Consider the following 24,086-nt stretch of genomic DNA (forward strand, 5'->3'; position numbering starts at 1 on the left):
CGCTCCCGCCGCTGAGCGTGCAGATAAGCTGCCGTATCAGCAAAGTAAATCAACGCTACCTTATGCCCGGGAATTCGCTGTAGAACGGAGCCACGAGTGATCTCACGCGAAATAGTACTACGAGAGCGGTTGAGTTCGCGGGCAATCCGTGCTTGGGAGAATCCCTGATTGAGCAGAGTTTCAATGCGAACGCGATCAAAATTTGATAGTTGTTGGTAAGCCTTAGAGATGGTACGCTTGATGTTGGTCATGATGTGCCTTTCTTATGTGCTTGGTTGCTTATAAGAATAGGTCATCATGGCCTTTTTGGTCTATTTAATTATGTGTTGCACTTAGATTGTAAACGCGGGGAACAATTTCTTCGCAATTATCCGGTATAATCTGGGCACTTGAATGAAGGTATTCGATATGTACCGTAAAACAATCGGTTTTCTCCTTGCCCTCGCCGTGGCGTTGGCCATGGTGATTGATACGTATATTCTCTTCTTTAAGAAACCAGCGGCTGTAGAATCCGCCGCGGCCAGCAGTAACCAGCGCAGTGCGGCGTCATCGTCATCATCAACGACCGCCACGGCCAAACAAGCCTTGAAAGACGGCACGTACACCGGCAAATCAGTTGATACCCCACATGGTGCCGTGCAGTTGCAGATCGTCGTGCGCGCCGGCCGCATCAGTCAGGTCACCACCCTCGCTTATCCCAACGAAGAGCGGCGGTCCGAGCAGATCAATGCCCAAGCCTTGCCGATCCTGAAAGAAGAAGTCTTGAAGAGCCAAAGTGCCAGCATCCAACTGGTCTCCGGGGCTACGGAAACCAGTACCGGCTTCAAAGATTCCCTGCAAAACGCCATCAACCAAGCCAAAGAAAGTCAGGCGAGCGCATGAGTATTCCATTTATTATTCACCGCACACTGCAAGAAATGACGATTCCCTTCACCATCAGTCTGGCCGTCACTGACCGGGCCGCCGGGGCGCCTTTGCTGACTCAAGCGGCCGAGCAAGTGAGTACGGCGCTGGCCCGAATCAATCGGTTATATTCGCCGTTCCGAGAAGCCTCTCTGGTGCGCCGCTTTCAGGCCGGCGACCAAGGGCTGCTGCTCACCGAGCCGGAATTTCAAGAAATTTATGCAGCTACTTTGGCCGCGGCCCATTATACCCAAGGGGATTTCGATCCCTTCTTTAACGGCGCCTTTGATCCCACCGGCTACGTGAAGGGCTGGGCGGTGGAACAAATCACCACGGCGTTTCTGACCCCGCTGCTGGCCAATCTCCGGGTGATCGCCGTGAGCCTCAATGGCGGCGGCGACTTGCAGGCGGCCACCCGGCCGGACAGTGCCTTCACGTGGCACATCGGCATCGAAGACCCGGCCAATCCGCAGCGGATCATTGCCGCTTATGAGCTGGCCAATGGGGCGGTGGCCACATCGGCGGAAAATAAACGGGGCCATCATATTCGTCATACCGGCCCCGGGGATCTGGCCCAGGTCACCGTCTTGGCAGACCACTTAGCTGATGCGGATGTCTGGGCGACGGCCGGAATGGCTGGGGGTGAAGCCCGCTGGCAGACCCACCTCGCGGCCAATCAGCTTACCGGTCTTTACATCACCGCCGACCGTGTCCTGCATCCCTTTACGAAAGGGGCGATCCGTGATGTTCAAACGGCATAATTATGCGTTGGGGCTGGCCTGGTTAGGCATCCTCTTTCTGGTGCCGCTGCCGTTTGTGCAAACTGTAGACGCTGGCCTGCCCGCCATCTACAATGATGAACGCCAAGCCGTGCTGTTCGGCGTCATCGCCTATGTCTGGATGCTCACGGCGATTTATCTCAGCACCCGGCCCCGCTGGCTGGACCGCCTGATCGGCCTGCCGGAGATGTACCTGATCCACGGTCTATTAAGCATCGCCGCCCTTGGTCTGGCCTATCTGCACAAAACCAGCACGCAATCCCAGGGCTGGATCGAACGTACCGGGGACTGGGCCTTCAACCTTTTTCTGGCCGTCATGCTCTATTCTTTGATTTTCCTCGCCGGCTGGCTCACCAGCCGCGTCCCGCCCTTGGCCCAGCTCAAGACGTGGTTAGAAAAAATCTTCAAACACGAATTCAATGTCTGGGTCCACCGGTTGAATCTGGTCGCGACACTCTTGATTTTTATCCACGTCTTGCTGATTTCGTATATCCGGGCGATCACGCCCTTCTTGGCACTCTTCCTGGCGGCATCCCTCGGGGTAGCTGCCAGTTATGCCTGGGCGAAGCTTGGGCCCCGCGCCGCCGGCCGGCTGCTGGCCAATCGGCCGCTGACCCCCGGCGTGCAGGAACTGACCATCCGGCTGCCCCGAACCCAACAACCAGCGCTGCACGCCGGGGATTTTATCTTTCTCAGTTTTCCTACTCTCCCTGGTTTGCGGGAACCCCACCCGTTTTCCATCGTCAATGATCCAGCCAATGACCGGACCGTGATCCGCCTGGCAATTCGCGGGGACGGCGACTTCACACGCCAATTAGCCTCAGTCGCGCCGCCCCAGCCAGTCGTCCTGCAAGGGGGTTACGGCCGGTACCAGGCCTTTCTCCGCGAACAGCAGCCGGCCCACGTGATCATGATTGCTGGCGGGACCGGGGTCGTGCCGCTGCTGTCGGTCACGGCCGCGCAGCCGCAGCAGCCGACGACTTTCTTCTATTCGGCCCGGACGGCAGCGGGACTGCTCTACCCGGAGTTATTCCAGGCCTGGCAAAAACGACCGGCATTCACCGCGTTCCGGCAAGTCGGTCGTTTCTCTGATGATCTGGTTGTGCAGCAGCTGCCAGCGAATACCGCGCAGACAGCGGTACTGATCGGCGGGCCGGCGGCGCTGGCCCGGCACTGGATCAAAGTCTTGACCCAGCACGGTATTCCCCGGGGGCAAATCTATTACGAAGCCTTCACCTGGTGACGGTCAGGCCATGATGCTGAGCAGCACCCAGCCGATGGCCCCCATCACCACCAGCCCCAAGCCGTTCAGGGCAGCGAAGCCGGCGAAGAAGGTGCGGGTATTGCCGCTGCCCTCGGCGCAATACTGTTTGAATGTTAGCAAATTGGCCATGGACGCCACCAAACTCCCCAAGCCGCCCAGATTAGCCCCGTAAATCAAGGCCTGGGCGTGTCCCGTGAAGGGCGCCAATAATATCGTGGCCGGGACATTGCTGATGAACTGGCTGATGCCCAAGGCACTCAAATACACGGACAGGTGGTCGCCCTCTAAGGTACTCAAGGTGTGGGAGATCGCCTCAACTTGGGAGATGTCACTCACCACGACAAAGAACAGCACAAAAGTCAGGACCAGCGCGTAGTCCACATTACCCATAATTCTCGGGGCCACGCCCAGGGCGACCACGATCGCCGCGATCGTCCCGACCCAGGGCGGGATCAATTTAAAGACGCCGAGAAAAATCAGCGCGGCAACACCCAGCGCCACCAGAAACGGCCGGGGCGCGATCTGGACGTTGGCAATGCTAATGGGCGGTATCGGTCGCGGTTTCACGAAGAAACTTAGGGCAAACAAAAAAAGAACACTGCACACCGCCAACGGCAGCGACCAGCTGAAGAAGGTGGCTGGCGAAACGACAAAGTGGGAGACTAGGAAAATATTGTGGGGATTGCCAAAGGGCGTCGCGGCACTGCCCAGATTAGCGGTCATGCCAATCAGGGTGACTGGCAGAATTTGCGGTAAGGCATGTTTGCGGGCGATGCGCAGATACAGGGGGACCAGCGTTAAGACCGTGATATCGTTGGTCAAGAACATGCCGCTGCCAAACGCCAGCAGCATGAACTGCCAAGTTAACCAGCGGGCATTGGGCGCGTGACTCGTCAGATGATACGCGGCCACGTCCAGCACATGCAGGTATTCAAAGATCTGGATCAGCGTGAGCATCCCCAATACCGACCACAACGTCGCAAAGTGGATATCCGCTAACCGCGGGCGCGCCAAAAACAGACTCAGGCAGGCAATCACGGTGGTGATCTGCAATACCCGGTCGCTGGCAATTCTCTTTAATACAGCCATCAGTAACCTCTCTCAAGTTAGATGAAAAAAAACGAACGTTTCTATTTTGCACTATTTCTGGCTGCTTAACAAGACGCAACAAGCGCTTTCCGCCGCGAGTTAGCGGGCACTGCCGCTGCTGCTGGCCGCTGCCGGCACATTCAAGTTCAGGTCCGGCGCACTGCCGCCATAAGAACGAATTTCATTCATGATGGCAATGAGTTTCTGCCGCTGGGTCTCCTTATCGCTGGCGTTGTTGGCGTAAGCCTGACGAGTCGCCGCCAGCTGACTCTCGTACTGGGGCTGCAGTGCCGCCAGCTTAGCCTGGCGCTCCTGCTCCCGCTGACTCTCGATGGCTGCGCGCTGCTGGTTATACTTCGCCAATTTCGCGTTGCTCTCCTCTTCTTGGAGCAGGGCCTGCTGGAAATTCAGATCCTGGACCAGATGGTTCAGCTGATCGTCGAAGCTGCGCTTGGCCGATTGACGCCGAACCTTTTGATTCTTATACCGCATATCCTGGATCTGCTTCAGCCGAGTGTCGTATTTCTTCAATTCCGTTAGATCGCCCTGACTGTTGAACTGCGTGATCGCTTCACTGACCGCCTTCTCCCGCCGGTCTTCTTCCTTCTTCGACAAGTGATAAATGAGCCGGTAATCCAGATTGGCCAACCGCTTGGCATTGGCCTGCTTGCGGCTGCTGGCCAGGCTGGTCAACTCGCTGGTGATTCGGTCGCTGACCGTTTGGGTCTGTTTCTCCGGTAAGGCCGCCAGGTTGTTATTACCCACTTTCTTGATCGTGCTGGGCATCGGAAAGTCTGTCTTGGCTTCCTTTAACGTGGTCACCAAATACTGGCCCTCCGCTTTGAACAGCGCCATCGGCAGCATCTGCATCGCATCGGTCAGCTGGCCGTTGTTGCCGCTGTTGTTGGAATCGTAGCCGGTCCAGTTGGCGATCGTGAAGCGCGGGGTCATCCCGACGAAGCTGATATCCCGATAATTATCGGTCGTCCCGGTTTTCCCGGCGGTATAGGGATAATTATTCAGCGCCGCCGCCTTGCCCAGACCATTCTTCAAGACACCCTGCATCGTGTTCAGCATCATGTAACTGGCATTGGCGGAGAAGACATTTTTCTTTTCGTGACCATTTTGAAAGACCGTCCGCCGATTGTAGCTGTCATACAGCGTCGTCAGGTTGCTGGGCGCAATGAACTGGCCACTGCGGGCGAAGCTGCTGTAAGCCCCCGCCATTTCGGTGGTATTGGTGCGGAAACTGCCCAGGGCCATCGCCGCGCCGTTGGCCAAGTCCGCCGGCGTAATCGCAGAAAACTGCATTTGGCCCAATTTCTCGTAATAGGATTTCTGCGTGTCCTGAGCCGCCAGCTGGAAAGCCACGGTATTGACGGAATCTTCCAGGGCGTGGCGGATGGTCATGCTGCCATGGTAGCCGGCGTAATAGTTCTGCAGCGGCTGGCCGTTGACGTTGGTCACCGGCCGGTCGACCACGGTGCTCATCGGCGTGTAGCCCCGGCTGAACGCCTCCGCATAGGCGACGATCGGCTTGGCAGTGGATCCGAACGGCCGGGCACTGAGCGCCCGGTTCACTTGATCATTCTGGGTGGAGCGGCCGCCGATGATTGCCAGCACATCGCCGGTTTGATTGTCCACCACCGTGCTGGCCACTTGCGGCTGCAGGCGGCCTTGGCCGTCCTTCGCCGTATAGGGGGCATAGGTCGCGTTCGTGATTTTCTCAATCTGCTGCTGAATGCCCATGTCAATGGACGTGTTGATCACGTAGCCGCCGTTCAGTAATTGGGCGTAGTCCTGCTGATAGAGCTGATTATATTGGGCGTTATAGTTCTGCTGGGTCTTCGTATCCTTGAACGCATATTGGAACGTGAAACCGTTGGCTGACATCAGGGCTTCTGTCGCATTGGTCAAGGCGTAGGACACCGCGTAGTTGTCGGTGATGTTGGTGTTCTGATTGGCGTTGGTCACGTTCAGCCCCAGCGGCTTGGCGGATTCCCGATCGAAGACCTGGCTGTCGATCAGGCCCTGCTGCTCCCAGACATAGAGCACGGTGTTGCGCCGGTTGCGCGCGCCAGTGGGGTTATTCAATGGGTCGTAGAGGGTCGGATTATTGGGAATACCCACCAGCAGAGCGATCTGACTGGCCGTCAGTTTGTTTTGATCCGTGTTGAAATAGAATTTTGCCGCGCTGCCGATCCCGTACTGGCCATGGCCAAAGTAGGTATCGTTCAAATAAAACTCAAGAATATCGTGTTTACTGAACTTTTGCTCCAGCTCCTGGGCAATCACCATTTCCCGAATCTTACGCATCGGCGTTTGACTCTGGTCTTTCAAGATATCATTCTTCACCAGCTGCTGGGTCAGGGTCGACCCACCCTGGACCTGGCGCCGGCGAAGCATGCTGAACGTCGAACGGATCACCGCGTAGGGATCGACCCCGTGGTGTTCGAAAAAGCGGCGGTCCTCCACGGCGACTAATCCCTTGACGATGCCGGGATTGATTTGGTTGTAGCGCAAATAAAGCGGCTGGTTCGGTGATAGTGTCCGAATCACTTGCCCGTTGCGGTCTTTGACCACGGTGGGCTGTTTCGGGGCAAAATCCGCCCACTTCACCGTCGCCGCAATGGTGTAGCCGTCGGTAATCGCTTGTTTGGCCTGGCCGCCGTACTTGGCCCAGGCGACCCCCACCGCTGTGACCAGGATCACGACTAAGGTGAGGAGGACTTCGAAGAAAATCTTCCAGCCGCGGTGCTTCTTGGGCGACCGGGGGTGGCGCGCGGCCTTTTCGGCGTTGCGCCGGGCCGTGCGGGATAATACGGGTGGTTCTTGGTCAGCTGCCACGCGCGGGGTGCCTCCTTTCTTTTTCTGCATTAATAAACGTACACCACGGTACTGTCGGTGATCTGATTGGCAATGGTCGTGTAGCCGCTGCTGGTACTGATCATATTACCCAGGGTACTGGCTCCGGCGGCGATAAAACCAATGGTGGTCTGGCCCTTGAGCAGAATACTGTTTTGCAAGTCGGTATTGTTGCGCAGCCAGAAGACGGTACTTGCGTCATTGAAGTCGCTGGTGTCGTTGCTGTTGGCACTATCGGCCACCGGACTGGTACTGGGCGCTGCACTGGCCTGAGCGTAATACTGGCCGAAGTCGCTGGCACTGGGGGCGGTCACCACGGCGCCCTGAGCCCCGCCGCTGATCATGGCGCTCACACTGTACTGACCGCCGCTCAGACTCAGATTGTCCAGAGTGATCGCGTCGCCGGTAGTGCTGTAATGGCCGCTGCTGCGGTGCAGGAACTGGGCCGTCTTCGCGGACTGATCCACCAGCAGCACACTGGTCGCGGTGATATCGGCATTGCTCAGAATCGAATCGTAATTCGTGCCGCTGTTGCCGGCCAGGGTCTCACCGCCCTGACTGATCGTCACCTGGGCCGGCGTATAGCCCTGGGTCAGCGGGGCATTTTTCAACTCGTCCAGCGCCTTTTGCTCCGCCGCACTTTGCGCCGCATTGGTCGCTGACGTGTTCTTATCAAAGGCCGCCGCCAGGTTCTGCACCGGCTGGCGCCAGCGGTCGGCAATCGTCCGATTGCGGATCAGGCTGTAGTAGGCCCTGGTCTGGGCCACCTGCTGCAGTGTCGGAACGACCTTGGTGGCAGTGTAGTCGCTGTAGATTTTTTGAATAAACGTATTAGCATCCGTGGTTTGCTGGAACCAGACCTGGACTGTGTCCAGCCGGTTCTTCTGGTCCTGATACACCGTGCTGTTTTTCTCCTGGAGCAGGGTCTGGTCGATTGTATTCAACCGGGCACTGGTCACGCCGTCCTGATAATGGTCTTTGTCCGCGTACAAATCCGTGACCAGCTTGGCCCGCTCCTGGCGCTTGGCCCAGTCCGTGGTGAAGTGCTGCCACACCTGCCGACTGTGATCGGTGAAGGCCCACTGCCAGCGATCGTGGCTGGTCTGCAAGTCCTGCCGCGCCGCCGGGGATACCGTCGTCTTCAGCGCCCGCTGGGCCACGTTCGTGTATTGCGCTTCGACCTGGCCGTTGAAGTGGTGATTCAGGAACCACCAGCTGAACAGGAGCACCAGAAACAAAGCCATCACAATATTCGCAATGACCAAAATGACCCGCTTCGCATGCTGATACTGCGGTGAACGCCGCGTCCCCAAAGCCGCCCCATCGTCCTTTCTGATTGATGTCTTTCTCCATTGTACCCAATTGACGCGGGGAAGAAAAATCAACGTGGGCAATCATTCTTCTGCTTTTGCGCTCCCTCCCCCAATCGGGTATGCTGGAGAAAGATTATTGCGGGAAGGATCGAACGATGACAAAGGCAAAGAAATGGCGGCTATGGCGCTGGGGCATCGCCTTAGCCATTATCCTGATTTTAGGCACGGTAGGCTTTGTACGCCGCACGCAGATTGCGGCCGGCCTGTCTAACTGGCTGACCCAGCAGACCATCCCTTTCAATTGGGTCGTCAGCCCAGACGCCGCCGCGGCCCAGGAAACGGTCAAGGGCGTCTCGCTGGACGGCAATGACGCCAAACAGCGGGCCAGTGCCCTGGCTGCTTTTTCCGAAGCCCAGCAGCGCTTTATCGTTGCCGATCAGAATTACACGACTTTCCTGGCGCCGGCAGAGGCTAAGCGATTGAAGAAATGGGTAACGGATAAGCCTTATCAATACATCAGCGACTTGACCCTGCTGGGTTATGGCCGCGATACCCAGGGCGATTTTCTTTATCTCAGCGCCAATCGGTACCAGGACACACCGACGATTTGGTCCTACCGCTACCGGATCTACTACCAGGGCGACCGCCTGCTGTCCTCCTATTATGCCGGCCGCTTCGAAGATACGGTGCAGCCGCAGTTCATCGCCCCAAAAGTCGGGCTGGGCACTCCAGGCAACGCCACGGCGGTCAACTTTTTGACCCAGATCAAAAACGGTCTGAGCCGGGCAGATCTATATGAAAAAATCAACGACCGTTCCCTCTTCGTCGGCATCGCCCGCCAGTTAGGCCTGGACGACGCCAGTGCCGCCGGGTTGCAGGAATACCTGCGCCGCAGCAACGGCAAGTTCAACAACTCCGCGATTACAGGCTACACAATCACTGATGCCCCGCGGGTCACTCGCTTTTCGCTGGTGGTCAAAAAAGCCGGGACACGGTACCCGCTGACGCTGTCGTTTGATCGGAATAAGAGTAAATTCACCCAGCTGCGCATGGGTAACGTGAATCCAGGAAATCAGAAAAATGGGTAAATGAAAACGGGACTGCTGGTGGGCAATCCCGTTTTCGTTTGTAAAAATTATTCTTCGTTCCCTGGTTCAGACGCAATAATCTGCATATCGCCCTCAACAGTCCAGTCCTTGATCTGAGCCGGAATGATGAAGTGCATCCCCTTATGCAGTTCGTATGGGTCGCCGTCAACAGTGATTGTCCCGTCGCCAGCCAGCACGGACACCAGGGTGTATGGCGCTTGGACATGATGCAGCTGCTGCTTATCCTTGATCCGCCATTGCCAGACACTAAAGAACGGTGAAATCGGCGGCTTGACGTAGGTCGTGAACGTAGACGCACCGCGCTGCTCAGTTTGGATATCCAGCTGCGGGTCATGGTGGGGCACCGTGGTCACATCAATGGACTGCTTAAGGTGCAGGTCCCGCTTCTTCCCCGTCTTTTCATCCACCCGATCGTAGTCGTACAACCGGTAAGTCGTGTCGCTGGACTGCTGCGTCTCCAGCACCATGATGCCCTTGTTCAGGGCGTGGATCGTACCGCTAGGTACAAAGATGAAATCGCCGGTTTTCACCGGCACTTTGCGCAGCAGCTTGTCCCATTCCCCGGCGTGGATCATGTCCGCCAATTGCTGGCGGGTTTGGGCGTGGTGGCCATAAATCAAGTAAGAGCCGGGATCGGCCTGGATGACATACCAGCACTCCGTTTTGCCCAACTCGTGTTCATGTTCCTCGGCATACGCATCATCCGGGTGGACCTGTACCGACAAACTGGCTTCGGCGTCCAGAATCTTGGTCAGTAACGGGAAGACTTTCTCGCTGGGATTGCCGAAATATTCTGGATGCACTTGATACGCATCGTCCAAGGACAGCCCGGCCAGCGGGCCGTTGATCACCCGGCTGGGACCGTGGGGATGAGCCGAGATGGCCCAGCATTCCCCAATTTTACCCTTAGGGAGTTTGTAGCCGAACTCACTGGCCAGCTTGCGCCCGCCCCAGATCTTCGGTTGGAAATACGGATGGAGAAATAACGGTTCAATTGCCATTTTTGCGGCCTCCAAATTGTAGATTCACATTCATTATACCAAGGACCGGGCGATAGAAATCGGAGTTATCTGTTATATCAGTTTTTGGGCACGCAATGCGTCAACTACCGTTTTTACCTTCTCCGCCAGCGGCCGCATACCGTCAATTACTTGGTCGACATGCTGACTGACGATGGTGTCATGAACGACGAAAAGCGGCCGCGCCTGTGTCAAATAAGCCTTAGCCCAAGCGAGGATATCGGCTTTCGTCGTATCGGCTGCCGCGTAGTCCCGCCGCAAGGCCCGGGCAAACGCCACATCCAGCGGCGTCTGAACGTAAAAAGCCAGATCAATCAGCGGTGCGATCTGCCGATTGACCCGGCCGAAGGGATAATCCACGATGACGATCGCGTGGTTCTGCTGGGCAACCTGAATGGCGGCCGCTAAATCCGTCAAGTCGTACTGGTTGAAAGCCCGGATCGGATCCGTCACGGTGACGGCCGCCGCGGGCGCTTCCGGCCGCTGGTCAAAGCTGAAGTCATCAAAACGAACCACGCCGGCGCCAGGCAGATGATCCCGGACCGCCTGCACGAGGGTGGATTTGCCACCGCCGCTGATCCCGCTGATCGATAAGACCGGCGTCACTTCGGTTGCGCCCAGGTGTCGTATTTCTCTACTTTGGCATCCGGGAAGCGCTGTTCAATGGCCTCAATATAAGGCACAACGTTGCGCGACGCGATGATCAAATCGGGCTGGTCTTTGAAATCCAGCGTTTCGCTAAGTTTGAGCTCATGCCAGGTATAGTCCGGCAGTGCCTCTTGGATTGCGGCATACGCCTTCTTGTAATACCGGCCGTTCAGCGCGGCGTTGATAATCGCCCCGACCTGGTAATCCAACCGATCCATTTCGGTCACAAAAATACTAATCGCCGTGTTCCTCGTCTCCTTTTATGAGCCTTGTTAACTACTGAGCTGGTTTCAGTATACCAGAACCGGCCATTAATCCGGTCAGTCCTGCTTAAAAAAAACATCAATATGATTCCATACTCATCTGTCAAAACGCCAACTGCGGTATACTATTGAGAAAAGGAGGCAATGACGATGATCAAATGGATGCCTGCGGGGATCATGGGCTTGCTCTGGCTGGGCGGACTGCTCACAGTCCGGCCTTGGCGCACGGTCCGCAGTCGAGGTCAAGCGCTGGCGGTGCTCGCCCTGTGGGGTTATCTCGCCGGCCTGATTCCGCTTTGTTTTACGCCCTTCCCCGCCCATCGCGGGGTCTGGGACGGCATGGCGCCAATCATGGTCGGGACCGCACCGACCAACCCCATTCCCTTCCGCGGCGGGCTGACGCCGGATTTCTGGCTGAATATTTTGATGACCGTTCCCTTCGGCTTCCTGCTCCAGACCATTTACCACTGGCGCTGGCCGCGCATTCTGCTGGCGGGCTTGGCGCTGACCTGTTTGATCGAAGGCGGGCAGTTCATCGCCGGCCTGACGGTCCAGCTTAATCGCTGGAGTGATGTAAACGATATCATCACCAATGTGACCGGCACGGTACTGGGAAGTCTCATTCGTGGACTATGGGTACGTTTTTGGTTACAATGATGACATACCGAGGTATGTATTTTATCACAAAAATCAGAGGAGGTTCCTCATCATGAAAGTCACCCGGGCAGAACTGGCCGGCCGGGCCTTGGACATGTTCCGCAAACACGGCTTCGATGCCGTTTCGGTCAACGATATTGCCGGTTCATTCAACGTCACCAAGGGGTCGTTCTATCACTATTTCAAGAGCAAGGATGATATCCTGCTGGATTACTACAACAACCTGCTGCTCAATTCGAATGTCTTGCTTGACCAGATCCTGGCCGGGCCGGCAACGATCACCAACAAGGTCAAGACCTTGACGGATATTGCCGTGAATGCCACGATCACCCTCGGGCCGGATCTGCTCCAGCGCCTGCTGGTGCTGTACCTGACCCAAGAGAGCGACTTAACGATCCTGCAAGAAGGCGGCTATCTGGTCAACTATCTGGCCGCCCTGCGCACGCTCTTTGTTCAGGGCAAAGAACAGGGCCAGTGGGCCGGTGAGTTGTCCGGCGAAGACTTGTATTGGAACTACATCCACGATTTGCTGGGATTGCTCAGCGAATGGAGTGTCAAAAACGGCAGCTTCGATTTGAAGTCCGCCGCGAGCAAGATGATCGCGTTGTTGCCGGCTAAGGCGTGAACAGCGGTTTGACCTGCTGATAGACGGTCTTAGCGATCAGCGCATGGCCGGCATCGCTGGGATGAAAGCCGTCGCCATAACCTAAGAATGATGCGGCGCCCTTGGTTGAGAGGGCGCCGTTTTGTTGTGCATCCGCCCAGATCGGCTCCAGATTAGCGACCCGCAATCCATAGTGCTTGGCCACCGTCTGCACCCGGGCATCATAAGTCGCCGAACGCGGCTGATTCCACGTCGTCAGCAGCACGATCTGCGCATCCGTATGGACCTGCAAGTCCTTGATCAGCCGGGTCAAATTCTTCTGAAAACGAGCCGGCGTGGCTGAATGGGGCGGATCGTCATAGACCGACTCGTTGGTGCCGAACTCAATGGTCACCAAATCGGGCTTCGTCGCGTAGATGGCGGCCAGTTGGGGAAAGGCCACCGTGTTGATGCTGCCGCCATTTTCACTGAAATTATGGACTTTGACGGGCACTTGCTGCTGGGCGGTGATCGTCCGCGCCAGTTCAGGTACGTACCCTTTATCCTTTGCCGTCGCAAAATAGCCCACGGCCAGACTGTCGCCCAAGGCCGTGTACACCAAGGGACGGCGGGTCGAAAAGTCGGTCCAGGCCAGCGCTGGTTTATCAGTTGTGGCCGCCGGGGCGGCTTTTTTTGATGCCGACGCAGAAGCGGCCGAGGGGGCGGTCAGGCCCCACTCGTCCGTATGGGTGCGGACAGCAGAACACACTGCAATCACCCCAGCGAGGACAAAAAGGACCGCCGCAACGCCTACGAACCAATGAGTATGGTGATATTCCGGTCGTTTCATTGCTTTGCCGCCGCTTTAATTTGTTCTAAGTACGCATGACTCGCTCGCTGGGCGGTACTGTCCAGCTGATCTTTCAGCGTGATCTCATAGATATCTGTGGCCCGCGGATTCAATACCGGCCAGACCCGGGTCCAGTCGATCTTTCCCTGACCCAAAGGCAAACTGTCGTGCCGCTGACCCATGGAATCCACCAGATGGTAATGAACGATCGCTGGGGCCAACTGACGCAGCGACGCGACCAGCCCATCATTATCGCCCTGGGCGGCAATGAACGTATGGCTGGTGTCGTACGCCAGGCGATAATGATGGGCCAGAATCTCGGCATTATAGACTGGATCGCTGTAGGTATAGGTGGGCGAAATGGAATTTTCAAACATAATATGATTGCCGCCCAGATCCCGCCAATGATCCAGCTGGGCCAGCACCGCCGCCCGGGCGGCCGCGATCGAGCCGAATTCAGCAATTATTTTCGCCGGCGGTTCGCTGTAAGACCCATGGACCAGCAGCTGCACGTCCATTTCTTGCGCGACTTGCAGCAAGGCGGTGGTACTTTGGGTCACAAAAGCGCGCAAGCCGGTATTAGGGCTGGCAATCTCCACGTGGGTCCCGTGCCAGCTCATCGGATGGTGAATCACAATACGCCGCGTATCGTGCTGGACCCATTCGATCATGGTCCGCAAATGGGCCAATCCCGCCGGGGTCACGTCCGCGGGCGTCGTGAAGAACTCAAAAACCGCCGGACGGTAACGCAGCCGCTCAGCGATTTGGGCCGGATCAGTACTGGCTTTCAAGCCTAAATAGGGAAATTCTGTCTGTGTGTTCATACCCTTGATTGTAGCGATTTTTACCGGTCTTGTCAGCGGCCTTTACGGGCATCGCTGATCATTTCCGCCAATTCATCCCGATCGATCAGCCGGACGCCCACGCCGGCCGCCAGCTCCTTGGCACTGTTGGTATAGTACGCGTTAGAAATAACCACCGGGTGCGTCAGGTGATAAAACGCGCAGCCGGTGAAAACTTGCTGCACCGCGCTGTTGTCCACGGAATGGTTATACCGTTTGCACTGAATGCCGAAGCTCTCGCCATCGGCCTCGGCGATGATGTCCACCCCCTGATCCCGGCTGGCCGGGGTCACTTTGACTTTTGTGAAACCCAGATGCACCAGCAGCTGGGCCGTGTATTCCTCGAAGGCAATGCCGTCCATCCGGTCGATCCGGGCCATACCGGTCCGTAAATGGAGCAGGAAGCGAATGAGGACAATAAGCCACCCAACAACCAGCACGGCCACTCCGGTCCAGAAATACGGGGCATACTGCTGGGCGGTAAAAAGCGGCAGCGTGGGCTGAATCAGAAAGCGATACCCGGCCAGCCCGGCCGCCAGAATAATACTGAGAATGATGCCAAGACGCCGCATGGCGTTTCTCCTCCTTTGTGTCTTACGCTCCATTGTACGGGGCGTTCGCATCCCGACGCAATCGGCCGCGGGGCCGAACTTGCCCTTGTCAGGCTGGAAGAGAATGGGCACAATAATCAATGTAGAGAAAGGATGGAGAAATTTGGTACAGAAACGACCAGTATTGACCCGGGGCTTGATCTTCGTAATGGCTCTGACCTGCGGCGTTGTCGTCGCCAATAATTATTACTTGCAGCCGATTGAAACGGCCATTGCCCAAAGCTTCCGCGTCAGCAACGGCGCGGTCGGCGTAGCTGCGATGCTGACCCAATTCGGCTACGCTGTGGGCCTGCTGCTTTTGGTGCCCTTGGGGGATATCATCAATCGGCGCAAGCTGATCATCCGCATGTGTCTCTTGTCCGGGATCACCTTGCTGGGCGCTTATTTTGCCCCGACTTTGGCGCTATTCTCATTGGCGTCCTTTTTGATTGGGCTGGTCTCCATCGTGCCCCAGATCATCATCCCCTACGGTGCCGTGTTAGCCGGTCCGGCCAAGCGCGGTCGGGTGATGGGCACATTACTGGGCGGTTTACTGGTCGGGATTCTGCTCTCCCGGACGATTTCCGGAATCGTGGCCAGCATTTGGCCGTGGCGGACAATTTATCTGATTGCCGTCGTGGTCATCTTGGCCTTAGCCGGCGTGTTGGCCCTGACCCTGCCAGATCCCGGCCGACCACCCCATCATGCACTGAACTACTGGCAAACTCTGGCCACGATCCCCGGGTTGATCCGACAGCACCGGGTCTTGCAAGAGGCAGCCGTGAACGGCTTCTTCATGTTTGGCACATTTTCTATTTTCTGGTCCACTCTAATCTTTTATATTGCCAGCCCAGTCTACCGCTGGGGCACCCGGGAAGCGGGTTTACTGGCTATCTTTGGCCTCTTTGGCGCCCTGGCCGCGCCGCTCATCGGTCGGCTGGCGGACCGCTTTTCTGACCGGCATCTGGTCCTGATCGGTTTGCTGCTGGAAACCCTGGCCTTTCTGCTGCTGATGGCCGGCGGTCAATTCGTCGTCCTGCTGGTCTTGAGTATTATCCTGCTGGATGTCGGCAATCAGTTCGGTCAAGTCTCGAACCAGACCCGGGTGCAGAATCTCGGCGAACACATCAGTAACCGCACCAACACAGTCTTCATGTTCAGTTACTTTTTGGACGGCTCCTTGGGCAGTCTGCTGGGCACTACCATGTGGCAGCAGGCCGGTTGGCTGGGCGTCACCGCGGCCGGACTGGCCTTTCAGCTGCTGGCCTACATTGCCCATTTACTGATTTTTCGGCCGAAAAAAGCGCTGTGACCGAAGTCCCAGCGCTGGCGTATTACAATTTTATTCTGCCGTCTTGGTGGGCCGCCAAGTCCGGCCATCCTGCAAAATTTGCCGGGATGATAAATGCCGGGCCATGTAAGCCAATACTGTCTGGGCGTGGGCAACATTGAACTCCCACCGGTCACCATCCACCGTGGTTACTTGGAACCCGCGGGTCAAGCGGCCGCCGAAGAAGGTCTCGATCCAGACGTATTGGATCTGGGCCCAGGGCAGCCAGGTGAAGTTCTTGGCCTGGACTGCCCGGGTGATAAATTCAAGCCCGGCGTTGCCCAAAGCCAACATACCGGCGCGATAAGTGCCGGTCATATTCGTCCGGGCCCGGGTCGTCAGTTCGATTTCTTGATTTAGCGGTTGATCCATAGGGACCGCTCCTTTCCCACCGAAGGTTTTGTTTGGCCCCCGGGTGTCGCAACAGTGTGCGCTCTTACTTAAAGCCCTATTGTACTCAGTATCGTGCATTAATGCACTGCAGACGCTCGCACTATTGTCCTTATCTATTCGACCATACCACAGTGCCGTTAAGACGCCAAATAATATGACTAGTTCTTAGGGGATTGTTTCTTTTTACGCCGAAAGGCTCGGGTGATTACTTGCCAGAAGCTCAGGGACTTCACGATATGGTCGGGATCGACGTGTTCGCGAATCGCCCGCAAGACCCGTTTGGGATCCTTCGAAGCAAAGGAATAGGTGCCGGCCTTTTTGGTTTCTACGGCATAACGGGGAATCCATTTGCCGCCGAAGACCACGGAGACGATTACGAAGTTCACTTCGTCCCAGGGAATTTGGATGTAGTGCTTGAGGTTCTTTTCGTTATAGAACTCAAACCCCTTGTCCCCAATCATGATCTTGCCATATTCGGGCAGACCGAGATAAGACGTGGCATCCGTCACCAGCTCGACTTTCGTGTTTAATGATTCGACCATATCTGTGCCCACTTTCTCCATTCACTGTTTACATTATTAATTGTATCACGTCTGGAAATACAAAAGGCCCGGGCCGAAAGCACCCGAGCCAATGACTATTAATCTGAAATAATTACATCCAACCAATTACGTGCATGACAACACCAACGACGAAGAGGCCGAGGATGATGACGATGGGTGACACTTTCTTCTTCAGCAACCACATGCAGAGGAAGGTCAGACCCAACGCGGCCAAGCCAGGAATCAGCATGTCCAAGTTGTCTTGCAACGTGGTGACCTTAGTCGCTGTCAGTGCCCGACCTTCACCTTGCAGCTGCAGGGCTTTTTGAATCCCCTTAGCGCCAGCCGGTAATGTGTTCCAGTCAATGTAGGCACCCTTCTGTTGCGGGACAGAGGAAACAACCGGGGTGAACTTAACAGCTACCCACCGGTTGACCAGCGATCCCAGGATAAACATCCCGAGGATAGTGGCCCCCTTTGTAACTTCTTGCAGTAAACCGCCGGATAAGTCATCAGTAATCTTGGACCCGACTTTATAGCCGAATTCTTGGGTGTACCAAGTGAAGGCCATCCGGATAATGTTCCAAGCAAAGAAGTAGATCAACGGGCCCATAATATTCCCGCTCATCGCCAAAGATGCGGCTAAGGCCCCAATGATTGGCTTAATAGTGAACCAGAATACTGGATCCCCGATACCAGCCAACGGGCCCATCATCCCGACTTTTACACCTTGAATGGCAACATCGTCAACCGGTGCCCCATTGGCCCGGTCTTCTTCCAGCGCCAAAGTCACCCCAATGATCGGGGAGGCCAGATACGGGTGGGTGTTGAAGAATTCCAAGTGCCGCTTCAACGCAGCGGCCCGGTCTTCCTTGGTCTTGTACAGCTTCTTCAAGGCCGGAATCATCGAATAAGCAAAACCGCCGTTCTGCATCCGTTCGTAGTTCCATGACCCTTGAATGAACGTGGACCGCCACCAAACATGGAGCCGATCGCCTTTTGTTAATGTAATACGCTGCTTATCATCTGCCATTGTTTAGCCCCCCTTTCTCAATAATCATCTATGATCTTGCCGACTGGATCACCTGTATTATTATTGCTGGAGCCGCTGCCATTAGAGCTGCCGCCCATCTTGGACAACGCCAGGTAGATCAGCGCCAGGGAAATGCCGATGGCGCCCAAGCCGATCAAGGTGATTTCCTTCACCGTGGCTAAAACGAAGCCGATGGCGAAGAACGGCCAAACCTCTCGGGTCGCCATCATGTTGATGATCATGGCATACCCAACGGCCACGACCATGCCGCCGCCGATGCCCAAGCCATCAGTCAGCCATTGCGGCATCAAGGCCAGTAAGTCCCGCACGCGGGTAGTACCAACAGCCAGAATCAACCCGGCTGGAATCGCGATCCGCAGCCCTTGCATGATGATCGCGACGATTTGCCAGATATCGATCATTCGGAAATTACCATCGTCAGCCGCCCGGTCCATCAAGTGGACAATACCAGTTGCCAGGGTCCGCACAACAGTCGTCAGCAGCAGGCCGGCAACTGCCAGAGGAATCGCAATGGCAATGGCGGACTTAACGCCTGCTTGTCCTTGGCCACCAAGAACCAGAATAATGGCGGATGCAATAGAAGCCAAGGCGGCATCAGGCGCTACAGCCGCGCCAATGTTTGCCCAACCTAACGCGATCATTTCCAATTGACCGCCTAGGATCACACACGGGATCAGATTCCCCGTGACTAAGCCAATCAGCGTGCAGGCAATAACGGGCTGATGAAAGTGGAATTCATCCAAGATACCTTCCATCCCCGCTAGGAACGACACACCGATGACTAATATGATTTGAATAATGTTTAAATTCATCAGTATTAGCCTCTCTTTCTCTACAACGTAAAATGAATTATTTCTGCTGGTCCAGCATGGATTGAGCTTTCTTCAGAATGTTATCCATATTGTCTGCACCATCTGAAGGTACCTTCCGGACGTCGAACTTGACGCCCAACTGCTTCAGCTTGCCGAACGTATCAATATCTTCTTGATTGAAGGCCAACACCTTGTTGGGTTGTACCTTGCCGACGGAGTGGGCCATGGAACCGATATTCAGTTCCGTTAAGGGCACGCCGCCTTCAATGGCCTTCAATGCGTCCTCTGGATTTTCGAACAGCAGCAAGGCTTTTTGCCCGCCAAAGTGCTGATCATCTTTGGCCAGCTTGATCATTTGGGCGATCGGGACAACGTGGGCATGCACGCCAACCGGTGCGGCTTCCATGATCAATTTCTTTCGTAACTCATCGTGCGCAACAGCATCGGAAACAACGATGATGCGGTTTGCACCCGACGTCTTGGTCCAAGTCGTGGCGACCTGGCCGTGCAGCAGCCGGGAATCGATCCGGGCCAAAACATACTGCATACTGCCCGGGGCCCCAACTTTACCGTTGGTACTGGTCGGTGCTGCATCAGCGGCTGCCGGTGCGGCCGCCCCGGTACTCTTGGGTTCCAAATCTTCCGGTTTGATCTTCACGCCATCACGGCCCGCTTCAACAATGTGGGCTGCAATTTCGTGCGCTGAATTCATTGTCAGGCGGGAACCGTATGCTTCAATCAGCATCGGCAGATTCAACCCGGTGACAATTGCCCACTTATCCTTGTGGGCCTCATACAAGCCGTTGGACTGATTAAACGGAGAGCCGCCCCACAAGTCAATCAGGAAGAGCACATCATCATCCGGATCGAACTTGCTAATGGCTGCTTCCAAGTGGGCCTTCAAATCTTCAGGCCCTTCGTCGGGCATAAAAGTCACTGCTTCGACTTTCTCCTGCTCACCGAAAATCATTTGCCCGGATTGTTTGATACCCGCGGCAAATTGACCGTGACTTGCAAGAATGATGCCAACCATGTACTTCGCCTCCTACTAAACTCCTGTGTGGTACTGTTTCTAGAACCAGTACCAAAGTGGCATAACAGAATGGGGAGTGATGGCGGAAAAAGCACTCATGACGTGCCTTGACCGTTCTTCAATCCCATCTGTTAATATTGTAGCACTACCTGTTAGCAAAAGAACTTGCAAAATAAAAATAATAGCGGTACCGCAAGCGCTCTCAAACTGGTCTAGACAAGTACGCCGTTTTCTATTCTACCGGCTTCCACGGCACTTGTGAAGGCTTTTTTCACGAATTTCAACGATTACTGAAGTGTACAATCACAATAAGGACGCTGACACACGCTAGAGCGCCCAGCGTCGCCAGCATTGCCTGCCAGGAGATCCCCAGCAGCAAAAAGACGACGCCCAAGCCGGTACACCACCACAGCAGCCGGTAGCCGGCCGGTTTGACCCGATGAATCACGCCAACTTCGCGGCCTAAGATAATGACCACCACCAAGCCGAGCAAAAAAATTCCAATAATCGCTGCTGCCGTGCGCACGACCGCACCCCCTTATTCTGCTTTATTCCTATTATAGTACGCCGACACTTTCCTTTGCATCGTCGGCAGGGCCAACTCTTGCTGAGTCAGCGGCAGCCAGCGGGCATTGGCCGGGAGCGGCGGGACGTCTGCTAGGGTCAGCTGCACTACGGTGATCGTCCACCGTTGATGCGTGAACACGTGCACAACCCCGTTTTCGCCAACTGGTTGGACCCGCAGGACCAGTGCTGGATCCAGGATAATCCCATGCTCGTCGGCGAGTTGTTGGATCAATACCGGAGCCGAGGCACCCTGTTGATCCCCAGTCAGCAACGGCCAGGTCCAAAGATCAGCGAGCAAGCCCCGCGGCGGCCGCTGCTGCCACACGACTTGGCCGTCCGGCGCCAACAGTGCCAGCGCAGTGTAGGCTTTGGCCACCGGCTTTTTCTTCGGCGCTTTGACTGGATACTGATCGGTCACACCCTGCTGGTAAGCCGCGTCGAAGGCGGCCACTGGCGAGTGCGCACTGTCCGGATCCTTAGCCCGCATATAACTGGAACCCAGGTCCATCACCGCTTGATTGAAATCCCCTGGCCGATCCGCTGGAATCAGGGGGGTAATGGCGTCGTTGAACACTTTTTTAGCCGCACTGCTGCGGATATCCGTGTCGATCAGCAGCAGCCGTGAAAAGACCCGGTAGGCATTACCATCGATCGCCGGCACCGGCTGGCCAAAGGCAATGGATGCCACGGCCCCAGCCACATAGTCGCCGATCCCGGGTAGTTGCTTGAGCCCCGCTGCATCTTGGGGCCATTGTCCCCCGCGTTCGTTGGTAATCACGCGGGCGGTTTTCAACAAATTCCGAGCCCGGGAATAATATCCCAGCCCGGCCCACTCCTTGAGCACGGCATCCTCATCGGCCGCTGCCAGCTCAGCAATAGTCGGCCAGTGTGCCAGCCATTTTTCATAATAGGAAATGACCGTGCTCACCCCAGTCTGCTGCAGCATCACTTCCGAGAGCCAGACATGATACGGGTCGTGGTCCCGCCGCCAGGGCAAATCCCGCCCGTGAGCGTCGTACCATGTTAATAATGCCCTTTGAAACCGATCAATCGTAGCGTCATCCCAATGAATCATTCCGAGTTGCCCCTTTCGCTTTCTCTGCCTAACCATGTTACCATGAGAATAGAAAATACCCCGGTATTTTAATCTTCGCGGGTTGCATTCCCTGTTTATAATGATTATAATCTAGGGGTAGTTACAGAAAGGGGAGTTTCTGATGTCACATAAGACGAAATTGTTTACCACCATTGCCATTGGTGTCCTCGCCCTCGTTCTTCAATTTGTCTTCCACTTAAACATTGCCGCGCAAGTCATCGTGACCCTGATGGGTTCTGTGATCTCGCTGACCATGCTGATTGAAATGATTAAAACCCTGCGCGCCGGTAAATACGGTGTCGATATTCTAGCCATCACGGCGATCGTCGCCACCCTGGCCATCAGCGAGTATTGGGCCAGCTTGATGATCTTGGTCATGCTCACCGGCGGCGACGCGCTGGAGGATTATGCCCAGCACAAGGCCGGTTCTGAATTAAAGAGCCTGCTGGATAATACCCCGTCCACCGCGCACCGCTTCGACGGCGACAAACTGACTGATATCACCATTGAAGACGTCCACATTGATGACCACCTGCTGGTCAAGCCTGGTGAAGTGGTCCCGGTTGATGGGATCATCTTGAACGGCGAATCCACTTTGGATGAGTCTTCCTTGACCGGTGAATCCCGGCCGATCGACCGGCGCGCCGGTGACGACGTGATGTCCGGGGCCGTCAACGGCGACTCTGCGCTGACCATCCAGGCCACCAAGGCTGCCGCCGATAGTCAGTATCAGAAGATCGTTGCCCTGGTTAAGGAATCCGAAGCCCGGCCCGCCCACTTTGTCCGGTTGGCTGATCGCTACGCCGTTCCCTTTACCTTAGTCGCTTACTTAATTGCCGGGCTGGCTTGGACCATCAGCGGTGATCCCCACCGCTTCGCTGAAGTGCTGGTCGTTGCCTCGCCTTGTCCACTGATCTTGGCCGCCCCCGTAGCCCTGGTTTCCGGCATGAGCCGGGCCAGCCGGAACGGGATCATCGTGAAGACTGGGACCGTGATTGAGAAATTGGCCAATGCCAAGACGGTCGCCTTTGATAAAACCGGGACGATTACCCGGGGTGTCTTAGCCGTTGACCAAGTCACACCGGTAGCGGACATTTCCGCCGCGCACCTGCTGCGGGCCGCCGCCAGTGCTGAACAGCAATCCAACCACATTCTGGCCCGTTCCCTTGTGAAGAGTACCCGGCGGGATAAGCTCCTGCCCACGGATCACATCGTAGAAACCACCGGCGCCGGCGTTACCGCCCAGGTTGGCGGCGAAACGATCCGTGTCGGCAAAGCCGACTTCGCCGAGGCACCAGCCAGTGCCCAAGTGGACGGCACCGCGGTTTATATCAGTATCAACGGCACTTATGCCGGGATGATCACCTTCAACGACCAGCTGCGGCCGGAAGCGGCGGCGACCATCGCTGATCTGCACACCCTGGGTGTCAACCACGTGATGATGCTGACCGGGGATAAGAAAGAAACCGCCCAGGCCATCGCCGATGAAGTCGGCATTGATGACCTGCAAGCAGAATGCCTGCCCCAGGATAAGATCGATATGCTGAATGGTTTGCCGGACGATCAGCGGCCCAGCGTCATGGTCGGCGACGGCGTTAACGACGCCCCGTCTCTGGCGGTGGCTGATGTCGGTATCGCCATGGGTGCCCACGGCTCCACAGCGGCCAGTGAATCAGCCGACATGGTCATTTTGAAAGACGACCTCGGCCGAGTTACCCGCGCTGTCCGGATCTCCCGGGACACGATGAAGGTCGCTAAACAATCTGTTTTGTTAGGAATCTTCATTTGTACCGCGTTGATGCTGGTTGCCAGTGTCGGCGTGATCCCCGCCCTCTTCGGTGCGATGCTGCAAGAAGTGATCGATACAGTATCCATTCTCTGGGCACTGCGGGCACGTCACGGCAAGTCTCTGGCACCAAGCGATGCCAACCATCAGTCGCATCACCAGGCGTTGAGTAAAGCCGGTAATGCGCTGGGCGAATAGTTTTAACTAGACACGTCATCCTTGTCTAACACTCACGGGAGCGAGACAAAAACCTAACCCCTTTCATCAATAAAGAAAATCCAGAACACATGCTGAATACAGCAAATGTTCTGGATTTTTTCATGAAGAATAGCAACGATGTCTCCGTCTCTATTACCATGACTTGATTGTAAGCGGTCGTTGAAATAGGTGTGAAGACAAAAATGGTGCAATCCTCTATCATGAAGATTGCACCATTGCTTTACCCGCTGTTATTCGTGACAGAACGCCTGCACCTTCGGCGCCCACGGCAAATAGTCCTGCAAGGCGACCATGTCGCCGGGAGCCGGCAAATTAGGCACTGTGTCGAATAGATAGTTGAAATATTTACTCGGATCGAGGTGATTAGCCCGTGCTGTCGTGAGCAGACTAAGAATGACCCCCGCAGCCGTCGCGCCGCGTTTGCTCTGCGAAAACAGCCAATTTTTACGACCGATGACCAGTTCTTTGACGGCGCGTTCG

The 24,086-nt window shown here is 55.9% G+C and carries 25 protein-coding genes and 1 pseudogene; 8 read left to right on the top strand and 18 right to left on the bottom strand.

Translation table 11 applies throughout. The annotated features are described in order from the left end of the window. Window positions 1-251 (bottom strand): helix-turn-helix domain-containing protein (locus H627_RS18210; RefSeq protein ID WP_035440147.1); only part of this gene is annotated, 251 nt, incomplete at its 3' end. 157 nt (window positions 252-408) lie between these two features. Here H627_RS18210 and H627_RS0112190 point away from each other — a divergent pair. From H627_RS0112190 to H627_RS0112200, 3 genes are read left to right on the top strand one after another with little or no spacing between them, the layout of a single operon-like run. Further along, entirely contained in the window at window positions 409-882 is a 474-nt protein-coding gene (locus tag H627_RS0112190) for an FMN-binding protein (RefSeq protein ID WP_027829177.1), read from the top strand. Beyond that, window positions 879-1,664 (top strand): FAD:protein FMN transferase, encoded by a 786-nt coding sequence (locus H627_RS0112195; RefSeq protein WP_027829178.1) that lies wholly within the window; start codon window positions 879-881, stop codon window positions 1,662-1,664. The genes H627_RS0112190 and H627_RS0112195 overlap by 4 nt, the downstream gene beginning before the upstream one ends. After that, on the top strand, window positions 1,648-2,925 hold the full coding sequence (locus H627_RS0112200) for a ferric reductase-like transmembrane domain-containing protein (RefSeq protein ID WP_027829179.1): 1,278 nt from the start codon (window positions 1,648-1,650) through the stop codon (window positions 2,923-2,925). Before H627_RS0112195 ends, H627_RS0112200 begins: the two co-directional genes overlap by 17 nt. 3 nt (window positions 2,926-2,928) lie before the next feature. Here the strand turns inward: H627_RS0112200 and H627_RS0112205 are convergent, their stop codons facing one another. The 3 genes from H627_RS0112205 to H627_RS0112215 form a co-directional block, all read right to left on the bottom strand. Then, a complete protein-coding gene (locus tag H627_RS0112205) occupies window positions 2,929-4,035 on the bottom strand; it encodes an SLC13 family permease (protein ID WP_027829180.1) in 1,107 nt (368 codons plus the stop codon). A 99-nt stretch (window positions 4,036-4,134) separates the two neighbouring features. After that, window positions 4,135-6,882 (bottom strand): transglycosylase domain-containing protein, encoded by a 2,748-nt coding sequence (locus tag H627_RS18215; RefSeq protein WP_226999216.1) that lies wholly within the window; start codon window positions 6,880-6,882, stop codon window positions 4,135-4,137. A 29-nt stretch (window positions 6,883-6,911) separates the two neighbouring features. After that, window positions 6,912-8,213 carry a hypothetical protein gene (locus tag H627_RS0112215; protein ID WP_027829181.1) on the bottom strand — a complete coding sequence of 434 codons (1,302 nt, stop codon included), beginning with the start codon at window positions 8,211-8,213 and terminating at the stop codon, window positions 6,912-6,914. A 155-nt stretch (window positions 8,214-8,368) separates the two neighbouring features. Between H627_RS0112215 and H627_RS0112220 the strand changes: the two genes are divergently transcribed. Beyond that, window positions 8,369-9,301 carry a hypothetical protein gene (locus tag H627_RS0112220; RefSeq protein WP_027829182.1) on the top strand — a complete coding sequence of 311 codons (933 nt, stop codon included), beginning with the start codon at window positions 8,369-8,371 and terminating at the stop codon, window positions 9,299-9,301. 47 nt (window positions 9,302-9,348) lie between these two features. On the opposite strand, the gene manA is transcribed toward H627_RS0112220, so the two are convergent. The 3 genes from manA to H627_RS18225 all read right to left on the bottom strand — a co-directional run bounded on the left by manA (window position 9,349) and on the right by H627_RS18225 (window position 11,216). Further along, on the bottom strand, window positions 9,349-10,323 hold the full coding sequence (gene manA / locus H627_RS0112225; RefSeq protein WP_035440922.1) for a mannose-6-phosphate isomerase, class I: 975 nt from the start codon (window positions 10,321-10,323) through the stop codon (window positions 9,349-9,351). Between the two features lie 72 nt (window positions 10,324-10,395). Beyond that, the gene (locus H627_RS18220) at window positions 10,396-10,947 is read right to left on the bottom strand and encodes a nucleoside/nucleotide kinase family protein (RefSeq protein WP_051225408.1); all 552 of its coding nucleotides are present in this window, start codon (window positions 10,945-10,947) and stop codon (window positions 10,396-10,398) included. Further along, window positions 10,944-11,216, bottom strand: coding sequence for a hypothetical protein (locus H627_RS18225; RefSeq protein WP_035440924.1), 273 nt, complete (start codon window positions 11,214-11,216; stop codon window positions 10,944-10,946). The genes H627_RS18220 and H627_RS18225 overlap by 4 nt, the downstream gene beginning before the upstream one ends. Before the next feature lie 186 nt (window positions 11,217-11,402). Between H627_RS18225 and H627_RS19410 the strand changes: the two genes are divergently transcribed. Together H627_RS19410 and H627_RS0112245 are read left to right on the top strand one after the other, a co-directional pair. Then, complete coding sequence (locus H627_RS19410) at window positions 11,403-11,909, top strand: VanZ family protein (protein WP_051225409.1); 507 nt, start codon at window positions 11,403-11,405, stop codon at window positions 11,907-11,909. Window positions 11,910-11,961: 52 nt separating this feature from the next. Then, entirely contained in the window at window positions 11,962-12,534 is a 573-nt protein-coding gene (locus H627_RS0112245; protein WP_027829184.1) for a TetR/AcrR family transcriptional regulator, read from the top strand. Here the strand turns inward: H627_RS0112245 and H627_RS0112250 are convergent. Genes H627_RS0112250 through H627_RS19415 form a run of 3 tightly spaced genes read right to left on the bottom strand, consistent with a single transcriptional unit; the run spans window position 12,524 to window position 14,756 of the window. After that, window positions 12,524-13,342, bottom strand: a complete 819-nt coding sequence (locus tag H627_RS0112250) for an SGNH/GDSL hydrolase family protein (protein WP_027829185.1) — start codon at window positions 13,340-13,342, stop codon at window positions 12,524-12,526. The genes H627_RS0112245 and H627_RS0112250 overlap by 11 nt on opposite strands. Further along, the gene (locus H627_RS0112255; protein WP_027829186.1) at window positions 13,339-14,166 is read right to left on the bottom strand and encodes a sugar phosphate isomerase/epimerase family protein; all 828 of its coding nucleotides are present in this window, start codon (window positions 14,164-14,166) and stop codon (window positions 13,339-13,341) included. The genes H627_RS0112250 and H627_RS0112255 overlap by 4 nt, the downstream gene beginning before the upstream one ends. Before the next feature lie 32 nt (window positions 14,167-14,198). Beyond that, on the bottom strand, window positions 14,199-14,756 hold the full coding sequence (locus H627_RS19415) for a restriction endonuclease (protein WP_051225410.1): 558 nt from the start codon (window positions 14,754-14,756) through the stop codon (window positions 14,199-14,201). 187 nt (window positions 14,757-14,943) lie between these two features. Between H627_RS19415 and H627_RS0112265 the strand changes: the two genes are divergently transcribed. Beyond that, entirely contained in the window at window positions 14,944-16,086 is a 1,143-nt protein-coding gene (locus H627_RS0112265; protein ID WP_226999239.1) for an MFS transporter, read from the top strand. Window positions 16,087-16,116: 30 nt separating this feature from the next. Here the strand turns inward: H627_RS0112265 and H627_RS0112270 are convergent, their stop codons facing one another. From H627_RS0112270 to mutY, 7 genes are all read right to left on the bottom strand, one after another. Continuing rightward, window positions 16,117-16,476, bottom strand: a complete 360-nt coding sequence (locus H627_RS0112270; protein ID WP_027829188.1) for a DUF956 family protein — start codon at window positions 16,474-16,476, stop codon at window positions 16,117-16,119. Window positions 16,477-16,655: 179 nt separating this feature from the next. Further along, complete coding sequence (locus H627_RS0112275) at window positions 16,656-17,039, bottom strand: DUF956 family protein (protein ID WP_027829189.1); 384 nt, start codon at window positions 17,037-17,039, stop codon at window positions 16,656-16,658. Between the two features lie 112 nt (window positions 17,040-17,151). Beyond that, on the bottom strand, window positions 17,152-18,072 hold the full coding sequence (locus H627_RS0112280; RefSeq protein WP_027829190.1) for a PTS system mannose/fructose/sorbose family transporter subunit IID: 921 nt from the start codon (window positions 18,070-18,072) through the stop codon (window positions 17,152-17,154). Between the two features lie 17 nt (window positions 18,073-18,089). Further along, a complete protein-coding gene (locus H627_RS0112285) occupies window positions 18,090-18,905 on the bottom strand; it encodes a PTS mannose/fructose/sorbose transporter subunit IIC (RefSeq protein WP_027829191.1) in 816 nt (271 codons plus the stop codon). Between the two features lie 37 nt (window positions 18,906-18,942). Further along, window positions 18,943-19,938, bottom strand: coding sequence for a mannose/fructose/sorbose PTS transporter subunit IIA (locus H627_RS0112290; RefSeq protein WP_027829192.1), 996 nt, complete (start codon window positions 19,936-19,938; stop codon window positions 18,943-18,945). A gap of 280 nt (window positions 19,939-20,218) precedes the next feature. Then, the gene (locus H627_RS0112295) at window positions 20,219-20,464 is read right to left on the bottom strand and encodes a hypothetical protein (RefSeq protein WP_027829193.1); all 246 of its coding nucleotides are present in this window, start codon (window positions 20,462-20,464) and stop codon (window positions 20,219-20,221) included. Between the two features lie 12 nt (window positions 20,465-20,476). Then, window positions 20,477-21,580, bottom strand: a complete 1,104-nt coding sequence (gene mutY / locus H627_RS0112300) for an A/G-specific adenine glycosylase (protein ID WP_027829194.1) — start codon at window positions 21,578-21,580, stop codon at window positions 20,477-20,479. Window positions 21,581-21,722: 142 nt separating this feature from the next. On the opposite strand from mutY, the gene H627_RS18240 reads away from it, so the two are divergent. Continuing rightward, window positions 21,723-23,585: a heavy metal translocating P-type ATPase gene (locus H627_RS18240; RefSeq protein ID WP_081674912.1), complete on the top strand. Its 1,863-nt coding sequence runs from the start codon at window positions 21,723-21,725 to the stop codon at window positions 23,583-23,585. Between the two features lie 251 nt (window positions 23,586-23,836). Here H627_RS18240 and H627_RS0112310 read toward each other — a convergent pair. Then, a pseudogene (locus tag H627_RS0112310) lies at window positions 23,837-24,086 on the bottom strand (IS66 family transposase); the annotation flags it as partial.

Source organism: Schleiferilactobacillus harbinensis DSM 16991, from assembly GCF_000425885.1.
Taxonomy (GTDB): Bacteria; Bacillota; Bacilli; order Lactobacillales; family Lactobacillaceae; genus Schleiferilactobacillus; species Schleiferilactobacillus harbinensis.